The sequence below is a fragment of the Rhodomicrobium udaipurense JA643 genome (assembly GCF_000636015.1).
GTDB lineage: Bacteria > Pseudomonadota > Alphaproteobacteria > Rhizobiales > Rhodomicrobiaceae > Rhodomicrobium > Rhodomicrobium udaipurense.
In genome coordinates this window covers 21785-45791 of record NZ_JFZJ01000012.1, presented here as the reverse complement: position 1 = coordinate 45791, position 24007 = coordinate 21785, and the positions used below count along the sequence as shown (strand labels likewise).

The 24007-nt window shown below is 61.9% G+C and carries 26 protein-coding genes, 2 tRNA genes and 3 pseudogenes; 13 read left to right on the top strand and 18 right to left on the bottom strand.

Features of this window, described 5'->3' with window-relative positions:
• Positions 1 to 415: 415 nt before the first annotated feature.
• The 4 genes and pseudogenes from T281_RS19480 to T281_RS19720 all read right to left on the bottom strand — a co-directional run.
• Positions 416 to 490 (bottom strand): annotated as a pseudogene (locus tag T281_RS19480) (ATPase); the annotation flags it as partial.
• 236 nt (positions 491 to 726) lie between these two features.
• Positions 727 to 1041 (bottom strand): annotated as a pseudogene (locus tag T281_RS19835) (zeta toxin family protein); the annotation flags it as partial.
• 131 nt (positions 1042 to 1172) lie between these two features.
• A complete protein-coding gene (locus T281_RS03650) occupies positions 1173 to 1379 on the bottom strand; it encodes a hypothetical protein (RefSeq protein WP_037234338.1) in 207 nt (68 codons plus the stop codon).
• A gap of 188 nt (positions 1380 to 1567) precedes the next feature.
• Positions 1568 to 1702 (bottom strand): hypothetical protein, encoded by a 135-nt coding sequence (locus T281_RS19720; protein ID WP_276324616.1) that lies wholly within the window; start codon positions 1700 to 1702, stop codon positions 1568 to 1570.
• A gap of 82 nt (positions 1703 to 1784) precedes the next feature.
• Between T281_RS19720 and T281_RS03645 the strand changes: the two genes are divergently transcribed.
• Positions 1785 to 1955, top strand: a complete 171-nt coding sequence (locus T281_RS03645) for a hypothetical protein (protein ID WP_013419498.1) — start codon at positions 1785 to 1787, stop codon at positions 1953 to 1955.
• Between the two features lie 1221 nt (positions 1956 to 3176).
• On the opposite strand, the gene T281_RS19275 is transcribed toward T281_RS03645, so the two are convergent.
• Both T281_RS19275 and T281_RS03630 read right to left on the bottom strand, forming a co-directional pair.
• Positions 3177 to 3473, bottom strand: coding sequence for a toxin-antitoxin system HicB family antitoxin (locus T281_RS19275; protein WP_037234330.1), 297 nt, complete (start codon positions 3471 to 3473; stop codon positions 3177 to 3179).
• Positions 3470 to 4096: a ParA family protein gene (locus T281_RS03630; RefSeq protein ID WP_037234327.1), complete on the bottom strand. Its 627-nt coding sequence runs from the start codon at positions 4094 to 4096 to the stop codon at positions 3470 to 3472. Before T281_RS03630 ends, T281_RS19275 begins: the two co-directional genes overlap by 4 nt.
• A 344-nt stretch (positions 4097 to 4440) precedes the next feature.
• Here T281_RS03630 and T281_RS03625 point away from each other — a divergent pair, with 344 nt between their 5' ends.
• Complete coding sequence (locus tag T281_RS03625) at positions 4441 to 4641, top strand: hypothetical protein (protein ID WP_037234324.1); 201 nt, start codon at positions 4441 to 4443, stop codon at positions 4639 to 4641.
• 47 nt (positions 4642 to 4688) lie between these two features.
• Positions 4689 to 5630 (top strand): annotated as a pseudogene (locus T281_RS19830) (tyrosine-type recombinase/integrase); the annotation flags it as partial.
• A 168-nt stretch (positions 5631 to 5798) separates the two neighbouring features.
• Here the strand turns inward: T281_RS19830 and T281_RS03615 are convergent.
• The 5 genes from T281_RS03615 to rfbC form a co-directional block, all read right to left on the bottom strand.
• Positions 5799 to 5873, bottom strand: a tRNA-Glu gene (locus T281_RS03615).
• Between the two features lie 710 nt (positions 5874 to 6583).
• Positions 6584 to 7477 (bottom strand): glucose-1-phosphate thymidylyltransferase RfbA, encoded by an 894-nt coding sequence (gene rfbA / locus T281_RS03610; RefSeq protein WP_037234318.1) that lies wholly within the window; start codon positions 7475 to 7477, stop codon positions 6584 to 6586.
• Entirely contained in the window at positions 7474 to 8373 is a 900-nt protein-coding gene (gene rfbD / locus T281_RS03605) for a dTDP-4-dehydrorhamnose reductase (protein ID WP_037234314.1), read from the bottom strand. Before rfbD ends, rfbA begins: the two co-directional genes overlap by 4 nt.
• The gene (gene rfbB / locus T281_RS03600; protein WP_037234308.1) at positions 8370 to 9434 is read right to left on the bottom strand and encodes a dTDP-glucose 4,6-dehydratase; all 1065 of its coding nucleotides are present in this window, start codon (positions 9432 to 9434) and stop codon (positions 8370 to 8372) included. Before rfbB ends, rfbD begins: the two co-directional genes overlap by 4 nt.
• Positions 9431 to 10021 carry a dTDP-4-dehydrorhamnose 3,5-epimerase gene (gene rfbC, locus T281_RS03595; RefSeq protein WP_037234305.1) on the bottom strand — a complete coding sequence of 197 codons (591 nt, stop codon included), beginning with the start codon at positions 10019 to 10021 and terminating at the stop codon, positions 9431 to 9433. Before rfbC ends, rfbB begins: the two co-directional genes overlap by 4 nt.
• A gap of 59 nt (positions 10022 to 10080) precedes the next feature.
• Here rfbC and T281_RS03590 point away from each other — a divergent pair, with 59 nt between their 5' ends.
• Positions 10081 to 10329: a hypothetical protein gene (locus T281_RS03590; RefSeq protein WP_037234302.1), complete on the top strand. Its 249-nt coding sequence runs from the start codon at positions 10081 to 10083 to the stop codon at positions 10327 to 10329.
• A gap of 100 nt (positions 10330 to 10429) precedes the next feature.
• A complete protein-coding gene (arsC, locus tag T281_RS03585) occupies positions 10430 to 10837 on the top strand; it encodes an arsenate reductase (glutaredoxin) (protein WP_037234299.1) in 408 nt (135 codons plus the stop codon).
• A gap of 95 nt (positions 10838 to 10932) precedes the next feature.
• Here the strand turns inward: arsC and T281_RS03580 are convergent, their stop codons facing one another.
• Genes T281_RS03580 through T281_RS03570 form a run of 3 tightly spaced genes read right to left on the bottom strand, consistent with a single transcriptional unit; the run spans position 10933 to position 12657 of the window.
• Positions 10933 to 11460: an arsenate reductase ArsC gene (locus tag T281_RS03580; protein ID WP_037234296.1), complete on the bottom strand. Its 528-nt coding sequence runs from the start codon at positions 11458 to 11460 to the stop codon at positions 10933 to 10935.
• Between the two features lie 16 nt (positions 11461 to 11476).
• Positions 11477 to 12304, bottom strand: a complete 828-nt coding sequence (locus T281_RS03575) for an arsenite methyltransferase (protein WP_037234292.1) — start codon at positions 12302 to 12304, stop codon at positions 11477 to 11479.
• On the bottom strand, positions 12301 to 12657 hold the full coding sequence (locus T281_RS03570; protein ID WP_013421072.1) for an ArsR/SmtB family transcription factor: 357 nt from the start codon (positions 12655 to 12657) through the stop codon (positions 12301 to 12303). The genes T281_RS03575 and T281_RS03570 overlap by 4 nt, the downstream gene beginning before the upstream one ends.
• 267 nt (positions 12658 to 12924) lie before the next feature.
• Here T281_RS03570 and T281_RS18625 point away from each other — a divergent pair, with 267 nt between their 5' ends.
• Positions 12925 to 13062 (top strand): hypothetical protein, encoded by a 138-nt coding sequence (locus tag T281_RS18625; RefSeq protein ID WP_155955071.1) that lies wholly within the window; start codon positions 12925 to 12927, stop codon positions 13060 to 13062.
• Here T281_RS18625 and T281_RS03565 read toward each other — a convergent pair.
• A tRNA-Val gene (locus T281_RS03565) sits at positions 13033 to 13107 on the bottom strand. The two genes, T281_RS18625 and T281_RS03565, sit on opposite strands and share 30 nt — an antisense overlap.
• A gap of 187 nt (positions 13108 to 13294) precedes the next feature.
• On the opposite strand from T281_RS03565, the gene T281_RS03560 reads away from it, so the two are divergent.
• The 3 genes from T281_RS03560 (at position 13295) to cydB (ending at position 16032) form a co-directional block, all read left to right on the top strand.
• Positions 13295 to 13438, top strand: a complete 144-nt coding sequence (locus T281_RS03560) for a DUF3096 domain-containing protein (RefSeq protein ID WP_127077352.1) — start codon at positions 13295 to 13297, stop codon at positions 13436 to 13438.
• A gap of 113 nt (positions 13439 to 13551) precedes the next feature.
• Positions 13552 to 14946: a cytochrome ubiquinol oxidase subunit I gene (locus T281_RS03555; protein WP_037234280.1), complete on the top strand. Its 1395-nt coding sequence runs from the start codon at positions 13552 to 13554 to the stop codon at positions 14944 to 14946.
• Positions 14947 to 15018: 72 nt separating this feature from the next.
• Positions 15019 to 16032 carry a cytochrome d ubiquinol oxidase subunit II gene (gene cydB, locus T281_RS03550; protein WP_037234277.1) on the top strand — a complete coding sequence of 338 codons (1014 nt, stop codon included), beginning with the start codon at positions 15019 to 15021 and terminating at the stop codon, positions 16030 to 16032.
• On the opposite strand, the gene T281_RS03545 is transcribed toward cydB, so the two are convergent.
• Positions 16026 to 16637 (bottom strand): cysteine hydrolase family protein, encoded by a 612-nt coding sequence (locus T281_RS03545; protein ID WP_037234274.1) that lies wholly within the window; start codon positions 16635 to 16637, stop codon positions 16026 to 16028. The genes cydB and T281_RS03545 overlap by 7 nt on opposite strands.
• Positions 16638 to 16905: 268 nt before the next feature.
• Between T281_RS03545 and T281_RS03540 the strand changes: the two genes are divergently transcribed.
• Positions 16906 to 18069, top strand: a complete 1164-nt coding sequence (locus T281_RS03540; protein WP_052036988.1) for a site-2 protease family protein — start codon at positions 16906 to 16908, stop codon at positions 18067 to 18069.
• A 19-nt stretch (positions 18070 to 18088) separates the two neighbouring features.
• Here T281_RS03540 and cpdR read toward each other — a convergent pair whose 3' ends face one another.
• On the bottom strand, positions 18089 to 18448 hold the full coding sequence (gene cpdR / locus T281_RS03535; protein ID WP_037234271.1) for a cell cycle two-component system response regulator CpdR: 360 nt from the start codon (positions 18446 to 18448) through the stop codon (positions 18089 to 18091).
• A gap of 663 nt (positions 18449 to 19111) precedes the next feature.
• Here cpdR and T281_RS03530 point away from each other — a divergent pair.
• The 3 genes from T281_RS03530 to T281_RS03520 all read left to right on the top strand — a co-directional run bounded on the left by T281_RS03530 (position 19112) and on the right by T281_RS03520 (position 23196).
• Positions 19112 to 21352, top strand: a complete 2241-nt coding sequence (locus tag T281_RS03530) for a tetratricopeptide repeat protein (protein ID WP_037234268.1) — start codon at positions 19112 to 19114, stop codon at positions 21350 to 21352.
• A 121-nt stretch (positions 21353 to 21473) separates the two neighbouring features.
• Complete coding sequence (locus tag T281_RS03525) at positions 21474 to 22388, top strand: sulfite exporter TauE/SafE family protein (protein ID WP_037234265.1); 915 nt, start codon at positions 21474 to 21476, stop codon at positions 22386 to 22388.
• A gap of 1 nt (position 22389) precedes the next feature.
• Complete coding sequence (locus T281_RS03520; protein ID WP_037234262.1) at positions 22390 to 23196, top strand: TIGR02186 family protein; 807 nt, start codon at positions 22390 to 22392, stop codon at positions 23194 to 23196.
• Between the two features lie 58 nt (positions 23197 to 23254).
• On the opposite strand, the gene T281_RS03515 is transcribed toward T281_RS03520, so the two are convergent.
• Positions 23255 to 23986, bottom strand: a complete 732-nt coding sequence (locus tag T281_RS03515; protein WP_052036987.1) for a metallophosphoesterase — start codon at positions 23984 to 23986, stop codon at positions 23255 to 23257.
• Between the last annotated feature and the right edge of the window lie 21 nt (positions 23987 to 24007).

Genomic DNA, 24007 nt, shown 5'->3' with positions numbered 1-24007 from the left:
GGACACCCTTCGAGGCTATCCGGAAACTCAGCGAGGAAAAGCCAGACCTCTTCATCCGAAAGCCAGACCATCACAGTATGGGACTGAATAGCTAGATTTGCGCGTCCGTACATCTGGCGTTTGACGAGCTTGAGCTTGGTGATCTGGCCCTCAGTTTGGCCGTTGGACCATGACGAAGAGATTGCGGCACTGACTGCAGCTTTGTCATTGATGACGCCGTTGACGAAGGATGCGACGAGGCTGGTTCGAGCCATCTCGATGCGGTCGAGTTGGCCTCCGCCTTCTTGCGGACCATCGTATGGAATGTCGCAATGATCTCTCGCGCCTCGACGAGCAGAGGAACGTTTTTCTCTATCGCCGCCACGGTTACGGTCTCCGATTTCGAAAGCGTATCGCGGCCGGTGGTCATGAGCTGCGCCGTCGTCATCTTCGCGTCCCCGAACACGCTCAGCCATTCGCCGAAGGCGAGGTTCGTCGTCGAAAGAAACGAGAAGGCGCGGGGTTTGCTGCCGCATTCGCGAAGGTCGGCGCGGTTATGACAGCGTTCCTGTTTCCACTCCTTCTTGTGGATATCGGCACACAGGGCTGCTTTACATTCTCGTCGGAACGTCGCTTCTGGGCGCTTTGGTACCTGGCTCGCCCGTATCGAAACCACCGGCGTGAGCTTGGACAGCCGCGCTTTTCTTTTCCGGCCTCGTAGAGGTCTACGATCCGCGCTCGCGAGATCGATTCGGGGACTGCGATAGCCACAACCCTTGTGTCGTAATCGGCCTCGCGCGCCTGGCGGAGGACGTTGAGTGTCGCTTCCTGCCGCTTGAAAAACCCGTCGAGCACGATATTGCGGCGGCCCTCAATGGCGGCGAGAACAAGCCCTTCAGCCCATTTCTCCGCGTCGGCCTCCGTAGCCTGCATGAACGATTTTTCGTCCCTGGCGAGTAGCTCGGCCGCGTGAGGATGAAAGTGCCGCGCCTCCGCCTGACTGACGATGACGGGGGCTGGAGCCATGCCTTCTATTAATGCCGCACTTATTCTCCATCGCATCGCGCCCGGCTGGGCACCGATGATGGCGAGAACCGGCTTTGCGGCGGCTTGGGCGTTCGCGAGCGTATTGTGTTTTACGGTCTCGAAGATCTCGTCGTGGATCTCAGGAGAAAGCTTTTAAGAGCGGCTGTTCACGCATCCCTCCTGAAAGATTTTTTGAGCGCATCCAACTCAGCGACGCAGTGCTCAAAGACTTCCACGACCATGGAAGTGTAAAGAAGTTTTTGAAGCGTGATAGCCTCTTTTATTTTAGCTTCAAGAAATGCGATTTTATCCTGGTCGCCGCTACGCGTTACATCTTTATGCTTGAGATGCAGATCGTCTATATAGGAAAACATGTCGTCAAGAGCTTGTTCTCCCCTAACAAGACCCTCGCTGTTCCAACCGTCGTCCTAGCAGTCGGGCTCGCTCATGCCGGCTTTCCTCCCTGTCTGCGCCCCGGATGCTCATAACCTGCTCTCGATCTGACGCCAACCTATTTACTTAGGTATAAGTGGCATCCTTTCAAAAAGGTCCAAGCGAGTCCTCAAGACGACTGATCGGCCCGCTTCGGCTTCACCCCAGCTTCCCTGACCACTCTTTCCAGCCTCACAGCAAGAAACTGCAATCTGACGATGACCTCGACGAGATCGCTGGCGATCTGGCGGATTTCATTCTCCATCGGGCAACTCCGTGTTCACAACACTCTTATGATTATTTTGTACACGATGAATTCTTCGAGCACAATCGAATACAGCGTGCTCATGGACGAGAAGAAAACTGAAACCCTGACCATCCGCCTGACGCCTTCCCAGAAGGCGCTCCTCGTGCAGCTTGCCAAGGCTGACAAGAGACCGCCCGCTCAACTCGCGGCGATCGTCATCGAGGAATGGCTCGAGGCGAAGTCAGGGGTGCCGGACAAGACCGTTCGGTAGGCCTCTTTTCCGTCACCGAACAGCGGTTGCGGTATCCCGGCCGCGCCGCCCTCGCGGGCTGGATACGATGCTCAGCAGGCGTTCGAACAGGCCGGGATCGAGTTTCTGGACAACGAGGGGTTGCGGCTTAAGGGGTGAGGGCTGCGGCAGTCGCGAAAGGCAAAATGCCCGTCGAGGAGAGGCTTTGCTGACCTTCAGGAACGCCCAGCGCCGTCCTTTTTCAGGCGAACTTCGCGCCGCAAATAGCGCCGAACCTCGCCGAAATTTCGCGCATTACCGGACGGCGCTTTTGACATCTCAGCATGCTCAGTCGCCGACATGCAGACGCATGACCTGCACGTCAATTCGACGTCGTTCGCGTCTCCGCGTCGATCCGAAGGAGAGTAAGCGCGGCTGAAAGCGGCTCCCCTAGTGGGCCCGCTTTCACACATCTTGCCATCACTTTTGAGGGGAGGATGAGCGTTATCCCGACCACCCGTTTCGGGCGCAGAAAGGTGCTAGAACGCGTCTAGCATGTTGCTAGATCGAAATGACCCAAATTTCTAGCAAGATGCTAGACATTGGCTAGAACGGATCTATCACTTCAGCCTAACTTCCTTCTAGCAACATGCTAGAAGGAAGTTCATCCGAGGTGCTAGAACGAATTCGGCGTGAGGCGATAGAAGGAAGCGACGATTTTAGGGACCGCAAATGATCCTGGAATGAGGTCGACCTTTGCACCACCGGGATTGGCGCGGCCAAGCAAACTTGAGCATGCCTCCGGGGGTTGCAGCATGATGCGATCGCGAAAGTCTGCCACGCGTCGATCCACGCGCGCGAGACCGCTCACCACCGCTTGCGACGGATGGTGGCCCTTTTGCCGTCGATCCACGCGCGCAAGACCGCTCCCTTGATCGCATCGTTGCGTTCGGCCTCAGCAACGCCAAGCTCGATCAATCGCCGAGATGAACAGTTCCGCGCGCGTTGCGCCCGCCGCCTATGCAGTGAGCCCCGCGTTCGCCCGATCCGGTCGACGCAACTCCGAGAGGGCGTTGGTATCGAGGACGAACATCAGCCGAGGTCGGCAGGCGGCGCGAAGCCGTCGTCGAGGCGCGGCGGCTCGAAGACGGAATTGGCGTTCGGCCATCCTGTCGCAGGAGATGATCGAGAAGCGAGCCTTCATGCTCGCCGGAAAGGCTGCGGAACGCATCATATTTGATCAGGACGAAGGCCGCCGCCGCGTCAGCCGGATGCTTCTTCGTCGGCTTCGAGCGAGGCCCGGAAGCTCCGTTCGACCCACTCGACGAGGGACACGCCCTCTCGTTCGGCGGCCTTCGTCACAGCCTCCTTGAGGTCGAGCTCAATCCGCACATTGAACTGCGACAGCGGCCCCTTCGGCTTGGCGTCGCCCGCCCGCCTGATGAGACGGCCCGTTGCCTTCAGCGGCGTTTGAGCAGGCCTTCTCGGTGTCCCGAAGCCCTTGGCGAGCGTGATCTGCATCGCATCGCTCATCGTACGGCCGCTTTCACCCTCGCTCATTCCCCGCCTCCCCCAGCCGCAAGTTCCTTGACCTCGCACCAAAGCGCGGTCATTTCGGCTTGCGCCTTCGTATTCATCTCATGCCCGGCCTTGCCGTGGATCGGCGCTTCCATGAAGCAGCGGTCGAAGGTGATCTTCGTCCGGAAAACCGTTCCGAATGGAGACAGCGCGTCTTCGGTTTGCCGCGCAAGGTCATCGAGGCTCTTGTGGTAGCCGACGAAGACGAAGCCGAACGGCTTCTTGTGCTCGCGGCACAGATCGGACACCTGCTTTGCCGCCATCGCGTCGAAGAAACTCGTCCGTGTCGGGATCACGACGGCATCGGCGATTTTGATCGCCTCTTCGATAACGCCGAGGTCGTAGGGCGAGGTATCGATGAAGATCCAGTCGAAGATCGCCGCATAGCGCCTGACGTCGTCCGCAAGCGCGCCTTCCCGGCGAATGAGATAGGGGGCCGCCGGCTCGCCGCGAAGCGCCCACCACTGGCTCAAGGATCCGAGGCTGTCGTCGAGATCGACGATCCCGACCTGGCGCGTTTCCTGGGCGGCAAGCACCGATAGCCCTGCCGCAAGCGAGCTTTTTCCGACCCCTCCCTTTGTCGATGTGATCGTGATTGTCGTCATAGGTCTTTCCGGATCGCCGCACCGCAGATCGCACTCTTGCATCTGCTAGCAGATTTGATGCCTCTTGACCAGCGCGGGTCTTGTTCAACGGCGGGGCTTGACGTCAAAAGTCTGGGCTGCAATGGAGGTTGCCGAGGCTTTAGCCTTCCGCCGAGGTCGCCACCGAAAAAAAGGTGCTAGACAAGAAAGTGCTTGGCGCGACATGCGTGAACGCTATAATACATTTGATAGTCAGTATTATGCTAGCTAATAACGACGCATCACTCGGGGCACCCATGTCTCGGATCGGCGATTCCGCATCACCACTGGCGCTTCGAGCCAGCTAGGCAGCGGCGAGGCTCGGCGTGAGCGAAAGCCAGCTTCGCCAATGGGTGAGCGAAGGCAAGGTGCACAGGCCATATCGTCTCCGCAAAAACGTGGTCCTGTTCGACGCGGCGACCCTCGCGACCGATTGGGACCGGATGAAGGAAGAGGCGGAAGGCTCGTTTACGTTGAACCCTGCGCCGGAAATCGAACGCAATCCGTGGGATGAGGCGCTCGGATAAGGTGCCGGGAGCGGGAAACAGGGGATGTATTTCGAGGTTAGATAATTATGGCCTTTGTGAAATTCAGATATATTACGCGGGATCGTGATCGACACGGGACTGTGCGGTACTATTTTCGCCGCCCCGGAAAGCCAAAAATCCGACTTCGCGGGTTGCCCGGCTCGGAAGAATTTCTGTCCGCGTATAAGGCTGCTCTCGGCGAGCAAGGCCCCGCCTCCAAGGCCGAGAAGAGTTTTGAGTGGCTATGCGAGCGCTACTATAAATCGGCTGCTTTCCAGTCTCTCGAGGACGACACCAAGCGACGCAAGCGCACAGCCCTCACCGAAATCTGCGCCATCGTTGGCAGCAACGGCCAAAAACTCGGGGACGCCCCCTTCGCCGCCATGAAGAGAGCGCATGTCCGCAAGCTTCGAGACATGAAGGCAGATCTGCCGGAGGCGGCGAATTTCCGCCTTAAGCAACTCTCGGCCTTGTTCGCCTGGGCGCTGAAGAACGATCTCGTCGCGACCAACCCGGCTGAAAAGGTGGAAAAGCTGAAAAGCGGGTCGGACGGCTTTTACACCTGGACCGACGACGATGTGGACGCTTTCGAAGCGCATTGGCCCGTTGGCTCGAAGCCACGGCTCGCAATGGCGATCATGCTTTATCTTGGCGTGCGCCGCTCGGATGCCGTGCGGATTGGCAAGAAGCACGAGAGCAGGGACGGATTGTTTGTCACCTTCTCTCAGTTCAAGGGCCGGAAGAACGGCGCGAAAGTTCTGACGTTGCCGATCCTGCCGCCGCTGCGCGTCATCCTCGATGCGAGCGCGCTTGGGGCCGAGACGTGGCTTGAAACGGCCTACGGGAAGCCGCACAGCGCAGCGGGCTTTGGCAACATTTTCCGCGAATGGTGCAAAGGGGCGGGACTGCCGCAATGCTCGCCGCATGGGTTGAGGAAGATCGGCGCGGTGTGCGCGGCCAAAGCCGGGGCAAGCGAGCATGAATTGATGGCGATGTTCGGCTGGGACGACGCCAATATGGCGCGCATTTACACCCGCAAGGCCGCGCAAAAGAAGCTCGCCGCAAGCGGCGCGGCCAAGCTCAGCCTGGAGAGCATTGTCCCACCCTCTGCCCCACTGGACAGAAAGGGTAACAAAATCAATGACTTGGGAGAGTGTTGGCGCCCCCTAGGGGAGTCGAACCCCTCTTTCAAGATTGAAAATCTTGCGTCCTAACCGATAGACGAAGGGGGCGCTTTGCGGCCTTGCGGCCGGTTCGGCGATATAAAGCGGGTTTTGCACGGCTTGGCAAGGGCCAAGACGCATCTGGAAAGCGATTCCACGCAGGCAACCACGAAGGTTGCTAAAACAGGTTTCTGCCTCGAGAAGGCGGGGCGGTGCTCATGTGATTGGTGACACGAGGTGAAATTCGAGCGGGGCTTTCCCTGCTGAGCCCTGCGCCGTCGACCACAAGAACTGCTGCGTCTATCGCTTCCAGACTTTGTACTCGATAGGATTGCGGGCGAGCGCGAATGCTGATTCTCCGATTCCGGAAGGCTCGCCGCGTGTCGTAGAAGCAAAGCAATTACTGGCCTTCGGATGCGGTCGGTCGGCGATCGAACCGCATTTGCAGAGGGGACGTCGCGGGGTACATCGGGCGGAGGATCGCCGCATTATCGCCGACACCCGCACATAAGCTGAAGGATCGACCGCGGGAGCCGGCTTTTCGGGTTCGGTCAGCGCGAAACAGGGGCGGTGATCGTGAAGCAGCGTCGCGCGTCCATGCATAAATCCAATACCGCCCATCAAGGCGTCGGTTCCGGCAGGCGCGGCATTTGCGCGGAATGCATGGGCCCGGGCAAATTCGCGACGAGGCGGACGCCGTAAACGGAGGCGAGCAGACAGCCCCGACATGCCGTCGATCCGATCCGCGTTGAAGCCGAGGGGCGGCAGGGCCACAAGCCTCAGCTACCGAGTTTTCGCTCCCGAGTGGCTTCGCCCACGAGATCCGCGAGATAGAGACCGTATTCCACCTTGCCGAAGAGCCTGGCGCGCTCGGCGAGAGCGTCGAGCCCGATGAAGCCTTTCTGAAAGGCGATTTCTTCAAGGCAGGCGATGTGAAGCCCTTGGCGTTTTTGCAGCGTGCGTACGAATTCGGACGCCTCAAGGAGCGAGTGATGCGTGCCGGTGTCGAGCCAGGCATGGCCGCGGGTGAGACGCTGGACGTGCAGTTCGCCCCATTCGAGATATGTCCGATTGACATCGGTGATCTCGAGTTCGCCCCGTGGCGAGGGCCGAATGGATTTTGCTATGTCCACGACGCGATGGTCGTAAAAATATAGGCCGGTGACCGCCCAAGACGACGTCGGATTTTTCGGCTTTTCCACGATGTCGACGGGTTTGCCCTCCGCATCGAACACGATGACACCGTATCGCTCGGGGTCGTGCACAGGGTAAGCGAAAATGGTGGCGCCATTTCTTTTCGAAGCGGCGTCAGTCAGCAAGTCGGACAGGCCGCCGCCCACGAAGATATTATCGCCGAGGACGAGAGCTACATTGTCATGGCCTATGAATTTCTCGCCGATCAGGAAAGCTTGCGCCAGACCTTCCGGGCGCGCTTGTTCCGCATAGCTGAGGGATATTCCATAGGCATTGCCGTCGCCGAGAAGCTCCTTGAAGAGCGGCAGATGAGCAGGTGTCGAGATCAAAAGGATCTCTCGAATGCCGGCAAGCATAAGCACGGAAAGCGGATAGTATATCATCGGCTTGTCGTAGACCGGTAGCAGCTGCTTGCTTACCGATATCGTGGCGGGGTAAAGCCTCGTCCCCGAACCGCCGGCCAGAATAATGCCTTTCATGAAGTGCTTTCCTCCTCAAGACAGTGTTCGACGGTCTCCGCGACGGCGAGTTTCCATGGGCGCGGTGTGATTGCGTAGCTTTCGGTGAGGCGAGCAACGGACAGGCGCGAATTCGCCGGTCGGCGAGCCGGTGTTGGATACTCGGCGGTGGAGATTGGGGCCACGGCAGGTGCCGCATAGCCGTACCGGGTTGCCTGGGCGAAGACCTCGCAGGCAAGCGCGTACCACGTGGCCTCACCGCCGTTGACGAAATGGAACGTGCCCGTGGGTGCGGCAGGATCTTCGACAAGACGTATTGCGATCGTTTGCAGAGCGCTGGCGAGATCCGAGGCAGCCGTCGGGCACCCGAACTGATCCGCTACGACCCTGACGGAAGAACGCTCGCGCCCGATGCGAAGCATCGTCTTGACGAAATTGGTGCGATACGGGCTGAACAGCCATGCCGTGCGCACGATGACCGATCCGGGAAGAATGGCCCGGACCGCCTGCTCGCCGGCTTCCTTGCTGGCGCCGTAGACACCGAGCGGAGACACTGCATCGCTTTCATCATAAAAGCCGTCCCTGCTCCCGTCGAAAACGTAGTCGGTCGAGATGTGGATAAGACGGGAGCCATGGCGGCGGGCTGCTTCGGCAATGGCGGCCGGGCACATCGCATTCAGACCGAAGGCGGTGAGTGGGTCACTCTCGGCCCTGTCGACCTGCGTATAGGCACCCGCGTTTATGATCGCGAGTGGCCTGCAAGCATCAATGTAGGCGGCGATGCTCTCCGTGCTCGAAAGGTCGAGTTCCGATCTGTCCGGAGTCCGCAAACGCACGCCATCGGGCCACTGCAGCCGCGCCAGTTCGAGGCCCAACTGCCCGCTTCCTCCGGTGATGAGGATCTCCGCGGCGCTCATCCGTGGGCTCTCTTGAGGCCGAGCCGCTCACCCTTGTAATTTTGGGCGAGGATGTCCTCCCACCAATCTTCGTTTTCCAGATACCACTTCACCGTGGCTTCGATGCCGGCATCGAAACTCTGTTCAGGGCTCCAACCAAGCTCCGCGCGGATCTTGGAGGCATCGATTGCATACCGCGCGTCGTGGCCTGGGCGATCGGCAACAAATGAAATGAGGTCTGCATAATGCTTGCCGCCGTCTCTCGGCCGCAGAGTGTCGAGCACGGCGCAAATCCGGCGCACGACATCAATGTTACGCCGCTCTGCGTCGCCGCCGATGTTGTAGGTTTGGCAGGGGATGCCGCGCTCGAAGACTGTGGTCAGCGCGCGAACATGATCATCGACGTAAAGCCAGTCGCGAATATTCTCCCCTCGCCCGTAGATCGGCAGTTCTTCACCGGCAAGCGCCTTGATGATGCAAAGCGGAATGAGCTTTTCGGGGAATTGGTACGGGCCATAATTGTTGGAGCAGTTCGTGATCAGGATTGGGAGGCCGTATGTATGTCCCCAAGCCGAGACGAGATGATCGGACGCGGCTTTCGATGCGGAATAGGGCGAGCGCGGATCATAGGGCGTCGCTTCGTGAAATTTTCCGGTCTCACCGAGCGAGCCATAGACCTCGTCTGTGGAGACATGGAGGAAGCGAAAGCGGGCACGCCGATCGGTTGGAAGCCTTTCGACATGCGCTTGCGCAGCCTGAAGCAGCCGGAACGTGCCGTTGATATTCGTATCGATGAACGCGACGGGGCCGTCGATCGACCGGTCCACATGGGTTTCCGCCGCGAGATTGATAAAGCCATCGGGGTCGAACGTGGCCACCACCCGCTCCAGCAGAGCTGAATCGCAGATGCTGCCATGCACGAAGCTGTAGCGAGGATTGTGGGACACGCAAGCCAGCGACGCCAGCGACGCCGCATAGGTCAGCTTGTCAAGATTGAGAACGGTGTGCGTCGTCTCGTCGATGAGGTGTCGAACGAGCGCTGAGCCGATGAACCCGGCTCCTCCAGTGACGATGATTTTCATGGCCGCAATTCCCTGGGAGCCTCGGTGAGGGGCACATCGCCCGGTTGGAACATGAAGGGGCTGTCGATGGCGGCGAGCAGCGGAAGGCCGCGATCCTTGGCGGAAAGCGTGGGCGGCACGCCTTCGGGTAGCGGCCAGTTCACGGCAATTGCCGGGTCATCCCAACGAACGCCTGCGTCAGATGCCCCATCGTAGAAATCGGACACCTTGTAGATGACCTCGGCATCGGGCGTGAGCGTCAGAAAGCCGTGGAGAAAGCCAGCGGGGACAAAAAGTTGTTCGCCTCCCTCCGCTGATAGTTCGACCGAGGCCCACCCGCCGAAGCTTGGCGAGCCTGTGCGGATATCGACGGTGACGTCGAAGATTCGCCCTTTCGAGCAGCGCACCAGTTTTGCCTGCGCAAAAGGCGGCCTCTGGAAATGGAGCCCGCGCAGCGTGTATTTCTCGCGGGAAAGGGAGTGATTGTCCTGCACGAACCGCGATTGCATCCCTGCTTGCCGAAAATTCCGCTCGTTATAGGTTTCGGAAAACCAGCCCCGGTCATCCTCGAAGCGACGCGGCCTTATCAGAAGTACCTCGCCTGTCATTGCTGAATGACCTCAGTTGAAATGAGCCGTTATGGTAGCCTGCGGCATCGCCGAGCTGGATGCTGCTCTCCGTTGCTTGTGCCGGGCTGGCGTTGCGGTCGAGGTTCATCTCTGCGCTCTTGGGTGGCGCCGCCAAAGTCGGCAGGAACCCCGCTGCGGGCTCCGGCTACCGTTATTTCCGGGCGAGCCTGACCGTTCACGCGCTCGCGACCGTGGTGGGCGTGCTGATCGAGGTGCCGGTGATGTCGGTCGTGAAGATCGTGAACAGCTCAAAAGCGCGTGGAAGCCGACGCGGCCGCGGGAGATGAAGCGCCCCATCTCGCCAAAGCGCGTGGGTAAGAAGTGACCCCGGTTGCGGTCTTGGGTGCTCTTGAAAAGCACGCTCAACACAGCCTGGAGGCGCGTTAAATGAGCATCGTCATCTATCACAACCCCGCTTGCGGCACCTCGCGCAACACGCTGGCGATGATCCGCCAAAGCGGGGAGGAACCGGAGATCATCGAGTATCTGAAAACGCCGCCGTCACGCGAAAAGCTCAAGGAACTGATTGCGGCGATGGGTATTCCCCCGCGCGCGCTGTTGCGGGAAAAGGGCACGCCCCATCACGACCTCGGCCTCGACGATCCGAAATGGTCCGATGATGAACTGATCGAGGCGATGCTGGCGCATCCGATCCTCATCAACCGCCCGATCGTGGTGACGCCGAAGGGCGTCAAGCTCTGCCGTCCTTCCGAAGAGGTGCTGGTGATCCTGCCGAATCCCGACATCGGACCGTTCACGAAGGAGGATGGCGAAGTCATTGCGCCGAGGGGATAGCGCGCCTCGGCACCATCGCCTGACGAACCGCGATCAGGGGCCATCGGCAACTGATCGCGGTCATGGCGGTGGCAAACCCAAATCGGACGCGCCCGTCAGCTCGCCTGTTCGGTCTTCGAACTGGAGCCTTCCATGCGGCCGATTTCCCGCAACTTGTCGGAAAGCGCGAGCTTGCTGACAGTGCGAAGCGGCAGCGCCGTGAAAACCTGGATGCGGTTGCGCAGGAAGCGGAACCCATCGTTGAAGGCGCGCTGCTTTTCGATGTCCGTGCCTTCGACGGCCGCCGGATCTTCGATGCCCCAATGCGCGGTCATCGGTTGCCCCGGCCAGTAGGGACAGGTTTCGCCCGCCGCGTTGTCGCAAACGGTAAAGACGAAATCCATCTTCGGCGCATCGGGCGTGGCGAACTCGTCCCAGCTTTTTGAGCGGAAGCCGTCGGCGGGGTAGTCGTAGGCCGCCAGCGTCTTCAGCGCATACGGGTTCACGATGCCTTTCGGCTGGCTGCCCGCCGAGAAGGCGTTGAACCGGCCCGCGCCGTCCTTGCGCAGGATGCCTTCCGCCAGGATCGAGCGTGCCGTGTTGCCGGTGCAGAGAAACAGGACATTGTAAACGGGGTCGGTCATCTTCTCTCTCCTCCCTTTACGCGCAGCAGCGCGCCTTGGGCTTCACCGCGCGCACGAAGGCGCTCATCAGCTTGCCGTCGAGTTGCCCGGCGATGGCGTCCACATCGATGCCCTTGCCGCTCAGGAACTCGCGCGCGTCCTCGCCGCGATAGAGGCGCGTCGGCTCGATGCCGATGGCCTCGAAGCCTGCCGCCGCGAGCTTGCCCGCGTATTCGCCTTCTTCCAGCGCGCCCGCGATGCAGCCCGCCCAGGCGAGTACGTTCTTGCGGATGTCGTCGGGGATTTCGCCGCGCGTGACGATGTCGGACACGGCGAAGCGCCCGCCCGGCTTCAGCACGCGGAAAGCCTCGCGCAGCACTCTATCCTTGTCTCCCGACAGGTTGATGACGCAGTTCGAGATGATGACATCGACGGAATTGTCGGGCAGCGGGATCGCCTCGATCTCGCCTTTCAGAAACTCGACGTTCTCGACGCCCGCCTGCTTCTGGTTCTCGCGGGCGAGCGCCAGCATGTCGTCGGTCATGTCGAGGCCGTAAGCCTTGCCGGTCGGGCCGACGCGTCGCGCGGAGAGCAGCACGTCGATGCCGCCGCCCGAGCCCAGGTCGAGCACGGTTTCCCCGGGCGCGAGTTGCGCCAGCGCCGTGGGATTGCCGCAGCCGAGCGAAGCCAGCACCGCCGCTTCGGGCAGCATCCCCTTCTCGGACACGTCATAAAGGTTCGATGTGATCGGCTCGGAACCTTCGAGCGCCGCGTTGCCGCAACAGCTGGGACGCCCCTCACTCACGTGCCGCGCCGCTTGCGCATAACGCTCGCGCACGGCTTCCTTCACATTGGTGTCGCTCATGGTGTGTGCTCCTTACAGCAGGTGACTTCTTCCGGGCTGATGGCTCGGTTGCGCGTGCAGCATTCGGCGAAGAGGAAGGCGAGGATGTCTTGCAGCGCCTGCGTGTTCGCCGTGTAGCGAAGGAACGTGCTTTCGCGGCGGACCTTCACAAGGTCTTCGTTCTTCAGCTTTTCGAGATGATGGGAGAGCGTCGAGGCCGGGATGCCGAGTTCCGAGCCGATTTCGCCCACGACAAGGCCGTAAGGGTGCGCCGAAAGCAGAAGACGCACGATGCGAAGCCGCGTCTCGGTGCCCAGCGCCGCCATCATGTCGGCGAAGCGTGCGATGTCTTTTTCCTGCGGAGCGTCGGCCATTGGGCACCCCTTAATTTTATAATTCGAGTATTACAGAATTAAAGCTCTGTCAAGAAGTGGCCGCTGGCTTAGCCGAAAAGCTCTGGGGCTGGGATGACGTGATTTCCCTTATCGACGCCGCGAAGGATGAGACGAAGAAGCGCGGGCTGTACAAGAAGAACTGCGCATAGCCGCGACATATTGACGGGATCGCGATCGCCATGGTGCGCGCGACCGAAGCGGGCGCGACGAACATGAGTTGATGGCGATGTTCGGCTGGATGCCAAGATGACGCGCGTCTACATGCGCAAGGCGGCGAAAAAGAAGGTCGCGGCAAGCGGCGCGGCCAAGCTGCGCCTTGATCGCGAGGAGCTTGACAATGCGTGGGAGGCTGAATGGTGGACACGACAGGGATTGAACCTGTGACCCCTACGATGTCAACGTAGTGCTCTACCGCTGAGCTACGTGTCCGGACCGGTTTGCGGAGCGCCTGGAACCGCGTTTTGGTCCCGCCCCGCCTTTGGAGCCGCTCTCATAGCACGCACGAAATCGCGCTTCAAGCGGACAATCGCCGGAACATGAGCTTGTCTTGAGACTTTTTCATGCGACCCTATTTTCCCGGTCCATCCGGCATCGGACCACTACAGGAGGCATTTCAATGAACGGCATTCCCCTGCAACCCATTATCGCAATCCTCGCCGGCGTCCTTATCCTGCTCCGTCCCGCGCTCCTCAATTACGTCGTCGCTATCTATTTGATTCTCGTGGGTGTTCTGGGCCTCGTCGGCTCGCGGCGGTTCTGACGTCAGCGCCGCGCAGGCTGCGCGTGATTGCCTGACGGCGCCCGCCGGATTGCGACGCCGCGCCCCCGCGCGAGCGATGGTTTGCCGCCCGCCCGCATCGCAGGAGACCGCCGATGGACCTCGGATTAGACGCGACACTTCTGGCCCGCATCCAGTTCGCCTTCACGGTGACGTTTCACATCATCTTCCCGGCGTTCACCATCGGGCTTGCATCCTATATCGCGACGCTCGAAGGCATCTGGTATTTTCGCGGCGACGACCGCTATCATCGCCTCGCGCGTTTCTGGACCAAGATTTTCGCGGTGTCCTTCGCGATGGGCGTCGTGTCGGGGCTGCCGATGTCCTACCAGTTCGGCACGAACTGGAGCCGCTTTTCCGTAACCACGGGCAATGTCATCGGGCCGCTCCTCGGCTACGAGGTGATGACCGCCTTCTTCCTCGAAGCGACGTTCCTCGGCATCATGCTGTTCGGCTGGAACCGCGTGCCGCGCGGCCTGCACTTCTTCTCAAGCTGCATGGTGGCCTTCGGCACGCTGCTTTCCGCGTTCTGGATTCTGTCGGCCAACAGCTGGATGCAATATCCCACCGGCCATGAGGTGCGCGACGGCATCATGGTGCCGGTGGACTGGATCGCCGTGATCTTCAACCCGACCTTCCCGCATCGTTTCGCGCATATGGTGACGGCCGCCTACATCACGACCGCCATCGTGGTGCTCTCGGTCGGCGCACGCTACTGGCTCGCTAACCGTTACGCCGACGAAAGCCGCGTCATGGTGCGCATGGCGCTCGCGATGATCCTCGTGCTCGCGCCGCTTCAGGCGTTCATCGGCGACCAGCACGGCCTCAAGACGGCGCAATATCAGCCCGCGAAACTCGCCGCCATGGAGGCGCATTGGGACGGCACGAAGCCCGCCGCCCTCGTGTTGTTCGCACTGCCGAATGCGAAAACGGAGTCGAACGACTACGAAATCGCGATCCCCAATCTCGGCAGCTTCATCATCACGCATGACTGGAACGGCCTTTTTCCCGGCCTCAAGCAGTTCAAGCCCGCCGACCGCCCGCCCCTTTACATGCCGTTCTTCGGCTTCCGGCTCATGGTGGCCATCGGAATTTGGTTCATCGTGCTCGCATGCATAGGCGGGTTCCTCTGGTGGCGCGGGCGACTGTTCCAGAACCGCACCTACATGCGCGCCGCGAAATACTCGTGGCCGCTCGGCTTCGTCGCGGTCGTCGCGGGCTGGTTCACCACCGAAGTCGGCCGCCAGCCGTGGATCGCAACCGGCCTCGTGCGCACGTCGGAGGGCGTCTCGCCGGTGGCGTCGGGAGCGGTTGGAACCTCTCTCATCCTTTTCTTCTTCGTCTACCTGATCGTGTTTTCGGCGGGCATCGTCTACATCAACCGCCTAATTCACAAAGGCCCGGTGCTGCAAGCGCCGGAAGGGCTCGACGAAGGCACACCCGCGCGGCCCATCTCGGCGGCGACGGAAACAGGGCGCGGTCGGGGATGATGCGCAGGCCGCGCGAAAATCAGGATCGCGACAGGTCGCGATCCTTGCGCTCAATCAGGACGGGAGCAAGCCATGGGTGAAATCGCGTACTGGCTGCCGCTCGTCTGGGCCGCGCTTATCGGCATCGCCATCGTGATGTATGTGTTGCTCGACGGATTCGATCTCGGCATCGGCATGCTCTTCCTTTCCGGCACGAGCGAGGAAGAGCGCGACCACATGATGAATGCCATCGCGCCCTATTGGGACGGCAACGAGACATGGCTGGTGCTCGGCGGCGCTGGGCTGCTCGTCGCCTTTCCCCTCGCCTATGGCACGATCCTGCCCGCGCTTTACATCCCGATCTTCGTGATGTTGCTGGCGCTCGTCTTTCGCGGCGTGGCGTTCGAATTCCGCTTCGTGTCGAAGCCGCACCACCATTGGTGGGACCGCGCCTTCGCGCTCGGCTCGACGGTCGCCACCTTCGCGCAAGGCGTGGTGCTCGGCGGCTTCATGCAGGGCATCAACATCCAGAACCGCGAATTCGCGGGCAGCACGTTCGACTGGCTGACGCCGTTCTCGCTTCTTTGCGGCGTCGGGCTCATGGCGGGCTACATCCTGCTTGGGTCGGCGTGGGTGATGATGAAAACCGACGGCGATCTCGCGCGCCGCGCCCAACGCCACGCAGAATGGGCGCTCTATGCGACGCTGTTTTTCGTGGCGGCAGTGAGCCTGTGGACGCCGCTGATGTCGGATCACATCGCGGAACGCTGGTTTCGCGGCGAGCATATCGTCTGGCTCTGGCCGGTGCCATTCCTGACCGCGGTGACGGCGCTCGTCACCTATCGCGGCGCGCGCAAGGGCTCGGGCCTGCAAACCTTTCTCGGCGGGATGACGCTGTTCCTCCTGTGCTTCCTCGGGCTCGGCATCTCGGTCTTCCCGTATCTCGTCTTCCCGTCGATCACATTATGGGAAGCGGCCGCCGTGCCTGAATCACAAATCTTCTCGCTGATCGGCGCGCTTCTGTTCCTGCCGCTCGTGCTCGGCTACACCGCCTTCGTCTACTGGACATTCCGGGGCAAGGTCACCGAGGGCGAAGGCTATCACTGAGCGGCGATAATCTCGGCGACGGTCGCGATGCAGGCCTGCCGGTCGCCTAGCCCTGCGAGTTCGGCTTCATGCAGCACCTTTGCGGGAACCACCTCGCCGCCCAACGGCAGGTCGCGTGTCGCGCTGGCATCGGCTGCGATCGTGATTTCATAGCCATGATCGAATGCCGCACGCGCCGTGGATGACACGCAATTGTGCGTCATGAAACCCGCGACGACGATCTTTGCGCCCGCGCCGCCTATATGCTCCGCGAGGTTCGTCCCGTGAAAGCCGTTCGCGAGCGTTTTCTCCACGACCACCTCGCCCGGCAGCGGCGCAAGGTCCGGCATGAATGCCCCGCTTTCCGTCGCTCGGTCGAATGGGCTGCCCGCAGCCCCGCGATGGGCGATGTGCACGATCTTCGCGCCTGCCCGCCGTGCTTCGGCCAGCAGAACGCGCGCGCGCTCGACCGCCTCGTCGATGCCTGCGAGCCTGAGCGGCCCGGTTCGGTAGACATTCTGCGCGTCGATGAGGATGACAACGGCCTCGGACAGGCGCGGTGGCCTCGGCTTGAGTCCGGAAAGTTCGAAGAGCGTGAACGGCGCATTTGTGGCACGCGACGACATGACAAACCTCCTTTGCAGAGCTTAGGCTCATGATACGCTTGGTCGGAACTCTTTCAACCGCAGTTCTCGTGTTTTTCTCCGCCATTCTCTCGTTCGCAATCGAATAAATCCTCAGCGTGATCCTGAGCGTCCGAGCCCCAACACATAAGGTGAAGCGGCGATGCGCGATGGGTGCGCGCTCGAAACGCTTGAACTTCGCGGCACACCGTTTCACATATCGTAAGCGGGCGGTTACGGCTGCGCCGCCGATCCCCGCTTTGGAGCACACATGTTCGCGGCCCGGTTCAATCTTTTCACGCTTCTCGGCTTTCGCGTCGTCATCGACGTCACGTGGTTCTTCCTCGCCTTCTACCTCGTTGTGACGCTGGCATCGCGGTACTTTCCCGGCGTAGTGCCCCATCAGAACTCGTATCTGTACGTGGCCATGGGCATCGCGGGGGCGGCAGGGCTTTTCCTCTCCATCGTCCTCCACGAACTGGCACATGCCTACACAGCGCGCCGCTTCGGCCTCCCCGTCGGCGATATCACGCTGTTCATCTTCGGCGGTGTCGCGGAAATCCGTCAGGAACCGCAGACGCCCCGTGCCGAGTTCTGGGTGGCGCTCATGGGACCGGTCGCCAGCGTCGGCCTCGCGGCCTTGTTCTACGCCCTTATGGTTGAATCCGGGCCGGCTCATCCCGCCGCATCGGGCGTGTTCTCGTTTCTGGCGCTCGCGAATACTATGCTTGCGCTGTTCAACCTCGCACCCGCCTTCCCGCTCGACGGCGGCCGCATCCTGCGATCGCTCATCTGGTGGCGCACCGGCAATCTGCGGCGCGCGACACGTATCTCGGCGGCGGGCGGCTCGGTCTTCGGTGCCTTTCTTGTCGTGACCGGCCTCTTGCAGATCGTGAACGGCAATATGATGGGCGGGACGTGGCTGCTTCTGATCGGCCTGTTCGTGGCGGCGGCGGCCTCGCAGGCCCGCGGCGTCACCAACGCAGCGGAGAACCTGCGCGGCGTTCGCGTCGATGATCTCATGGAGCGCAACCCCGTGACGGTCGCCCCTGACCTCACCGTCGAGCGACTCGTCCGCGATACGATCTACCCGCAGAACCGGAAATTTGTCGTGGTTACGGAAGCCAGCCGCGCTTTCGGCTTCATCGGCCCCGAACAGATCCGCCGCGTGCCCGAGTCGCAGTGGTCGGAAACCTATGTCCGCGCCATCGCCGAGCCGTTCACCTTCGGCACCGTCGTTTCGCCGACAGCGACCGCATTCGAGGCGCTGCGCAAACTTCAGGCAAACAGCTGCCGCCATCTCGCCGTGCTCGAAGGCACCACGCTCCTCGGCACGGTGTCCGAAACCGATTTTCTGAATTACGTCACGCTCAGGGAGGAACTGGCTCTTCCCAAGAAGGTAGCCGCGCGGGAACCCGCAACCTCGGAGCGCTAAAGCGCCCCGAGCGCCCGCCTCAGGCAGCCAGCATGCGATCGACCTCGCGCACCAAATCCTTCAGATGGATCGGTTTCGACAGGATGCGCGCCTTCTCGGGCGCCTCGTTGTAGTGTTGCAAGGCCACCGCCGCGAAGCCCGTAATGAACATGATCTTCATTTCGGGGTCGAGTTCGGAGCCGCGCTTGGCAAGCTCGATCCCGTCCATCTCGGGCATGACGATGTCCGTCAAAAGGAGCGTGACGCGCTTCTCCTTCAGCCCCTTGAGAGCGTCCGCCCCATTGTCGTAGGACACCACCTCATAGCCCGCGCGTTCCAGAGCCTTCGACAGGAAACGCCGCATCGAATCGTCATCTTCCGCCAGCAATATTGTAAACATGACACCTGAACTCGAAACAAGACGCGTTCCGTTCGACCGTCACCTCAGCCGAACAGCTTTCAATCGAGGTTTATCTCATCTTGAGACAAATGCGATCCTCAACCTTGCCTTAACCTTACCAGATCGCAAACGGCTGCGGTGCAACGCTTTTCCGCCTCAGAAAAGCGCAATGGCGGCCCGAGCGTAAACCATTCGGGGCTGTCCCCAATGGATTGAAAGTGAGTGTTGCCCGACGGGAAGCCGTGCTTTGCCTGCGCCCCAGCGATAGGGACTACGCAGGCACGATCCCTCAGCGATTGGTCGCCGGCCAGAGCGTTGCTTTCGGGGCACAGCCTTCTCGCTCACGCTCTATGTGTGTGCGTGGTTGTATCGCAAACCTGCTCTGACCACCGCGCGCGCAGCGCCCATTTTTCGAGGCGTTGCATCCCGGGCGCGGTCGCCGGCCAATCGGCGCGAACGGTGCCTCCGTCGCTGGCAAACCTGCGGGAATCGGCGCAGAATCTCAGTTCGCTTTCTCGGCTGCGCCAGCGCGACAGAAGACCGTTTTGCGGCACGCTCACGAAAGCTTTCCGGGAAAATTTATCCTGTTTTAACCGTGCGTTTACCTCATGTTTGCAGTTCACCTGCTAGAGAGAGACGCATGCTCGTATCCTCTTGCGGTCAGTGATTTCACTTCGACGTACGTTTCAGGACCTCAAGGGCGACGAGCGCGTTTCCATCGATATGGCGGGACAGGACAACGTGAAAAAAGGCCGCTTGGAAAACGGCGACCTCGATGTCGAGAACACCCGCGACAAGCGCGCGGCGTGGGACATCGCGCTTGACGGCGATTCCTCTGCCACGTTCCGCGGCGACAACGCGACGTCGCCCGCCGAACGGTCTCCGAACCAGGAGCAAACCGCTCCATCCGCTCTGGACGACGGTGGGGACGCCGAAACGCAGCTTTACGCCTATCTCGAAAGGATGCGCGCGCCACGGCCGAAGGGCTTTCCGCCGATGGATGAGTTGACGTCCCGCCTCGGCGAGTTTTCCCTGCCCTACACCGCTGAAGCTGCACATTCGGAGCCGCACGCGCGCGCCGGTGCCACCTCCGCGCCGCGCCAGACAGCGGAACTCGCGTGGTTCGAGCAGAAATTCACGGAGCTGAAATCCGCCTTCGCCCGGCAGGAAGCCGACAAGAGCGAAATCGTCTCGATCAACGAAAAGCTCGCGGAGATCATTGCCCGCGTCGACCGGCTTGCCGACGCGATGCCCGGCGAGCAAACGATGGTCGCCGTCGAGACGAAGCTTCAGGATCTCTCGCGGTCGCTCGACGCAACGCGCAAGCAGACCGCATCCGACGCCGAGCGCATCGCGCGCGCCGCAAAGGAAATTCTCGCCGCAACCGGCCGCGCCGAAGTCGCTCGCCAAGGGTTCGAGGCGGCCGCGCGGCACACGGTCAAGGAACTCGGCCAGACGGTTGCCGTGGCCGCGTCGCGCGCCGCAGTCGTCACCGCCGAACACATCGCGGCCGCGCTTCATGAGACGGGCGACGTCGGCGGCATCGGTCGCGTGGAGAACGAGCTGCGCGCGCTCAACGCTCAGTCGCGCGAAACCGGCGATCGCACGGCGGCCGCGCTCGAACGCGTCCACGACACGCTCCGTATGTTCCTCGAACGCGATCAGCTGGGCGAGCGCATCCACGCCGGAATTACGGCGCCTGCCTCGACACCAGCATCGGCGCCCGCGCAAAAACGCCGGGCTGGCGTTCACATGCCCATCGCCTCCGGCGCGCCAGCTTATACGCGGCCCGGCGCCGAGTTCGGCACCGAGCCGACACAGAAGCCGCAACTCGGCTCCATCACAAGCCGCTCGGCTCCCCGGACCGACGCGAACCTGTTGCGATCGCTGGAGGAGGCGGATCGTCGTATGTTGGCGGGCGGATACCAAGCAGGCGCGGACGGAGATGCAAAGCAACCGCAACCCACCTCCAAGGCTCCGCTGTTCTCCGACGAAGACAAGACGTTGCCTCTGATCGGGCTTTCGATCGTCGCCATCGTGCTGCTGATCGCGAGCGCTGTACTCTATTATCTTCACTCGCAGGCAAAGCGCCCCGCCGCGCAAATGCCGGTCACCGAGCAGACGGACATCGCGCTGACCGCGACGCCACTGGAAACGCAGCCGCTGCTCGCGCCGAAGACAAGCAACGCGAACGCGCAGCACCGGGCCGCCGCGTCGAAATCCGCGGGCACCACGCACTTCCTCCCCTCGCTCCTCTCCGCCTCCGATCAGGATGGCGAGCCGTTGAAGAACGAAGACCTTCAGGAATTGACGAACGCGGCAAGCCGGGGAGATCGCGAAGCACAGTTCCGCATCGCAAGCCGTTTCCTGAGGGAAGAGAACGGCCAGAGCGACCCCGCAACGGCGTCCCGCTGGCTCGCGCGCGCCGCCGAACAGGGCCACGCCGAGTCGCAATTCGTGTTGGCCTCGCTGTACGAGCGCGGCGCGGGCGTGCCGAAGAATGAAGATCAGGCCGTGGGCCTCTATCGCCGCGCCGCCGCCGCAGGCCATGTTCGCGCCATGCACAACCTTGCGGTGCTGCTGACGGCGCACGAAACGCCCGAGGATTACAAGCAGGCTGCGGCCCTGTTCACCGCCGCCGCGCAAGCCGGTGTGACCGACAGCCAGTTCAATCTCGCGCTGCTTTACGAGCGCGGTCTCGGTCTCGCGAAGGATTATCAGAAAGCGTTCTTCTGGTACGAAGTTGCCTCGCGCGAGGGCGACAAGGATGCGATCCGCGCGGCAGAACGCGTCAAGCATCTGCTGTCGGCGGCGGAGATGCAGGCCGCGCAGGAGAAGGCGGGAACGTGGCAGCCGCTGGTGCAGCAATCGCCGCGCGTTGCAAACGGCGCCGGTCGCGGCTGAGGTCCGAATTCGACGCGCTCATGACGCCTGTCTCGGGTTCCGGCTTTTCGCGTGACGGCCCCCGCCCTCTCGTCTAAAACCGCCAGAACTTCCAGCCGCCTCGTGCCGGTTCCGATCTCTCATGCAGGTCTATCTGCCCATCGCCGAAATGCCGGTCAATGTGCTGCTCATGCTGGGGCTCGGCGGCGCTGTCGGCTTTTTGTCGGGCATGTTCGGCGTGGGCGGCGGCTTCCTCATGACGCCGCTTCTGATCTTCGCGGGCATACCGAGCGCGGTTGCTGTCGCGACGGGGGCGAACCCGCTCATCGCGTCCTCGATCACAGGCACCATCGCACAAGCGCGCCGCAAGAACCTCGACACCAAGCTCGGCCTCTATCTGCTCGGCGGCGGCGCGGTGGGGGCGTTCTGGGGTGTGCTCATCATCCGCTACTTGCGCCAGATCGGGCAGGTGGACCTGTTCGTTTCGCTGCTCTATGTGGTGTTCATGGGAGCGGTCGGCTCGATCATGCTGGTGGAGAGCCTGCGCGCGCTGCGCAAGGTGAGGCGCGGGCAGCCAGCCGCGAAGCGGACGGGGCGGCATGGCTGGATGCACGGCCTGCCCTTCAAGACGCGCTTTCCGGCGTCGAAACTCTATATCAGCGCCATCCCGCCCGTGGTGGCCGGCGTGCTCGTGGGGGTGATGTCGGGCGTGATGGGCGTCGGCGGCGGCTTCATCCTCGTGCCGATCCTGATCTATCTGCTGCATGTGCCGACGAATGTCGCGGTCGGCACCTCGCTGTTCCAGATCATCTTCGTAAGCGCCATCACGACGGTGCTTCAGGCCGCGATGAACCAGACGGTCGATATCGCGCTCGCTCTCCTGCTGATGCTCGGCGGCGCATTCGGCGCACAGGTTGGGGCGGCTGCGGGGCAGAAGCTTCGCGCGGAGGAACTGCGTCTGCTGCTCGCGCTGCTCGTGCTCGCCGTTGGCCTGAGACTTGGCGTCGATCTCGTCCTGCCGGGCGAAATTTTCAGCGTCAGGAGCGCCGGGTTCTGACATGTTTTCCCGAGTCGCCGCCATCGCCCGAAAGCTGACGCCGGCCGTCCTTGCTGGCACGCTCGCGCTGATCGCGTTCAGCAGCGACGCTTCGGCCTCGGCAAACATCATCGAGGCGGGCGCCGCTCAGAATCAGTTCTACATCGAGCCCAGCTATGACGGCACGAGCATCGTGCTGTTCGGTGCGGTGGACCGCGACCGCCTCAAGGGTGAGCCGTTCGACATCGCGGTGACGCTTCGCGGCCCGGTGCAGCCCGTGGTCGTCTGGAAGAAGGATCGCCGCGCCGGATTGTGGGTGAACTCGCAGCGCCTGATTTTCGACGGCGTGCCGAACTATTTCGCCGTCCTTTCCACCCGCCCGCTCGACGATATCGCGCCGCTCGCCGAACGCGACAGATACGAGCTGGGCATCGACGTGCTGAGCCTGCCGATCCGCGACGAGCAGAAGAACGCGCCGTCGAAGCTGGACCGGTCGGAGTTCGAGGCGGCGCTCGTGCGGCAGAAGAAAGCGGCGGGGCTGTTCGTGGAGGAAGCGCGCGCGATCGACTTTTTCGGCGTGAGCCTGTTCCGGACCAAGACTTTCCTGCCCGCCGCAGCCGGACCGGGGCTTTATGTGGCGCATTTCTATGTGTTACAGGGCGGCAAGGTCATCGGCGACGCGACGGCGCGCATACGCCTGCGCAAGATCGGCATCGAAGCGCGGCTTTCGTCCACCGCCTCGGAACATCCGTGGCTTTACGGGGTCATCGCGGTGGCGCTCGCTGCGTTCGTGGGGGGCGCCACGTCGTTTCTGACGCGGCGGACATGAAAAATCCCGGAAGCGCTGGCGCTCCCGGGATGGCATGCCCCCATGCATTCCAGAATTTTCAGGCCGCGCGATCTTCCATGAGCTGCGGCGACGCCACAGGATTCACGCGCTCGTGCGCGATGAACCAGACGTAAAGGCCACCCTGCCCGAGCAGCGGATCGAAAGCGGTATTCAGCACGTTGTTACCGGCAGAGTAATCGCCGAGCGACGGCAGTACCATGCGCATGCCGTTCGAAACGAAGCACCGTCCGCGCACGAGATGGCCGTATTGCGAGACCTGCGCCACCGGATGCAGACCGCCCGCGATCTCGTTCGCGATGGGCGCGCGCACCGGCTCGCCGCGAAACTTGACGCCGCCCAGCACGAGCTGCGGCACGAGCGTGCCGCCGACGTCGGGCGTTTCGGTGAGGTCGTTCGTCACCCAATACCAGTCGCGGCCCTCCATCATGTCCTGAAGCCAGTCGCGCTGATGAGGAGCGAGCGCACAGGACGAGTGAACCGCGAAGCTGTTGCCGAGCGCCACGACGCGAAGCGGGTCGTAGCGGTCGATCGCATCTTCGAGCTTTTCGAAAGCGGATGTCTGATCGTAGGGCGGGAGAACGACGTCTTCGCCCTCAAGATACGAGCACTGGGACAATTTGAGGTCTGCGACGATGAGCGTATTTTCCGCAGGCCAGTAAAGAGCGCCGGTCGGGTCGGCGACGAAAGATTTGCCGCCGAGAAGAATTCGCGAAGCGCCTGAATCGTGAAGTAACGCGGTTGCGTCGCGCGCAAGCGTTGCAGCAAGCATTCCTTTTAGCCCTCAGCAGGC

Bases quoted from the DNA above. Each gene is read 5' to 3' on its own strand.
- T281_RS03650 (WP_037234338.1), bottom strand. From the start codon at position 1,379: ATGTTTTCCTATATAGACGATCTGCATCTCAAGCATAAAGATGTAACG.
- T281_RS19720 (WP_276324616.1), bottom strand. From the start codon at position 1,702: ATGGAGAATGAAATCCGCCAGATCGCCAGCGATCTCGTCGAGGTCATC.
- T281_RS03645 (WP_013419498.1), top strand. From the start codon at position 1,785: ATGGACGAGAAGAAAACTGAAACCCTGACCATCCGCCTGACGCCTTCC.
- T281_RS19275 (WP_037234330.1), bottom strand. From the start codon at position 3,473: ATGAGCGAGGGTGAAAGCGGCCGTACGATGAGCGATGCGATGCAGATC.
- T281_RS03630 (WP_037234327.1), bottom strand. From the start codon at position 4,096: ATGACGACAATCACGATCACATCGACAAAGGGAGGGGTCGGAAAAAGC.
- rfbA (WP_037234318.1), bottom strand. From the start codon at position 7,477: ATGAAAGGCATTATTCTGGCCGGCGGTTCGGGGACGAGGCTTTACCCC.
- rfbD (WP_037234314.1), bottom strand. From the start codon at position 8,373: ATGAGCGCCGCGGAGATCCTCATCACCGGAGGAAGCGGGCAGTTGGGC.
- rfbB (WP_037234308.1), bottom strand. From the start codon at position 9,434: ATGAAAATCATCGTCACTGGAGGAGCCGGGTTCATCGGCTCAGCGCTC.
- rfbC (WP_037234305.1), bottom strand. From the start codon at position 10,021: ATGACAGGCGAGGTACTTCTGATAAGGCCGCGTCGCTTCGAGGATGAC.
- T281_RS03590 (WP_037234302.1), top strand. From the start codon at position 10,081: ATGCTGCTCTCCGTTGCTTGTGCCGGGCTGGCGTTGCGGTCGAGGTTC.
- arsC (WP_037234299.1), top strand. From the start codon at position 10,430: ATGAGCATCGTCATCTATCACAACCCCGCTTGCGGCACCTCGCGCAAC.
- T281_RS03580 (WP_037234296.1), bottom strand. From the start codon at position 11,460: ATGACCGACCCCGTTTACAATGTCCTGTTTCTCTGCACCGGCAACACG.
- T281_RS03575 (WP_037234292.1), bottom strand. From the start codon at position 12,304: ATGAGCGACACCAATGTGAAGGAAGCCGTGCGCGAGCGTTATGCGCAA.
- T281_RS03570 (WP_013421072.1), bottom strand. From the start codon at position 12,657: ATGGCCGACGCTCCGCAGGAAAAAGACATCGCACGCTTCGCCGACATG.
- T281_RS18625 (WP_155955071.1), top strand. From the start codon at position 12,925: ATGACGCGCGTCTACATGCGCAAGGCGGCGAAAAAGAAGGTCGCGGCA.
- T281_RS03560 (WP_127077352.1), top strand. From the start codon at position 13,295: ATGAACGGCATTCCCCTGCAACCCATTATCGCAATCCTCGCCGGCGTC.
- T281_RS03555 (WP_037234280.1), top strand. From the start codon at position 13,552: ATGGACCTCGGATTAGACGCGACACTTCTGGCCCGCATCCAGTTCGCC.
- cydB (WP_037234277.1), top strand. From the start codon at position 15,019: ATGGGTGAAATCGCGTACTGGCTGCCGCTCGTCTGGGCCGCGCTTATC.
- T281_RS03545 (WP_037234274.1), bottom strand. From the start codon at position 16,637: ATGTCGTCGCGTGCCACAAATGCGCCGTTCACGCTCTTCGAACTTTCC.
- T281_RS03540 (WP_052036988.1), top strand. From the start codon at position 16,906: ATGTTCGCGGCCCGGTTCAATCTTTTCACGCTTCTCGGCTTTCGCGTC.
- cpdR (WP_037234271.1), bottom strand. From the start codon at position 18,448: ATGTTTACAATATTGCTGGCGGAAGATGACGATTCGATGCGGCGTTTC.
- T281_RS03525 (WP_037234265.1), top strand. From the start codon at position 21,474: ATGCAGGTCTATCTGCCCATCGCCGAAATGCCGGTCAATGTGCTGCTC.
- T281_RS03520 (WP_037234262.1), top strand. From the start codon at position 22,390: ATGTTTTCCCGAGTCGCCGCCATCGCCCGAAAGCTGACGCCGGCCGTC.
- T281_RS03515 (WP_052036987.1), bottom strand. From the start codon at position 23,986: ATGCTTGCTGCAACGCTTGCGCGCGACGCAACCGCGTTACTTCACGAT.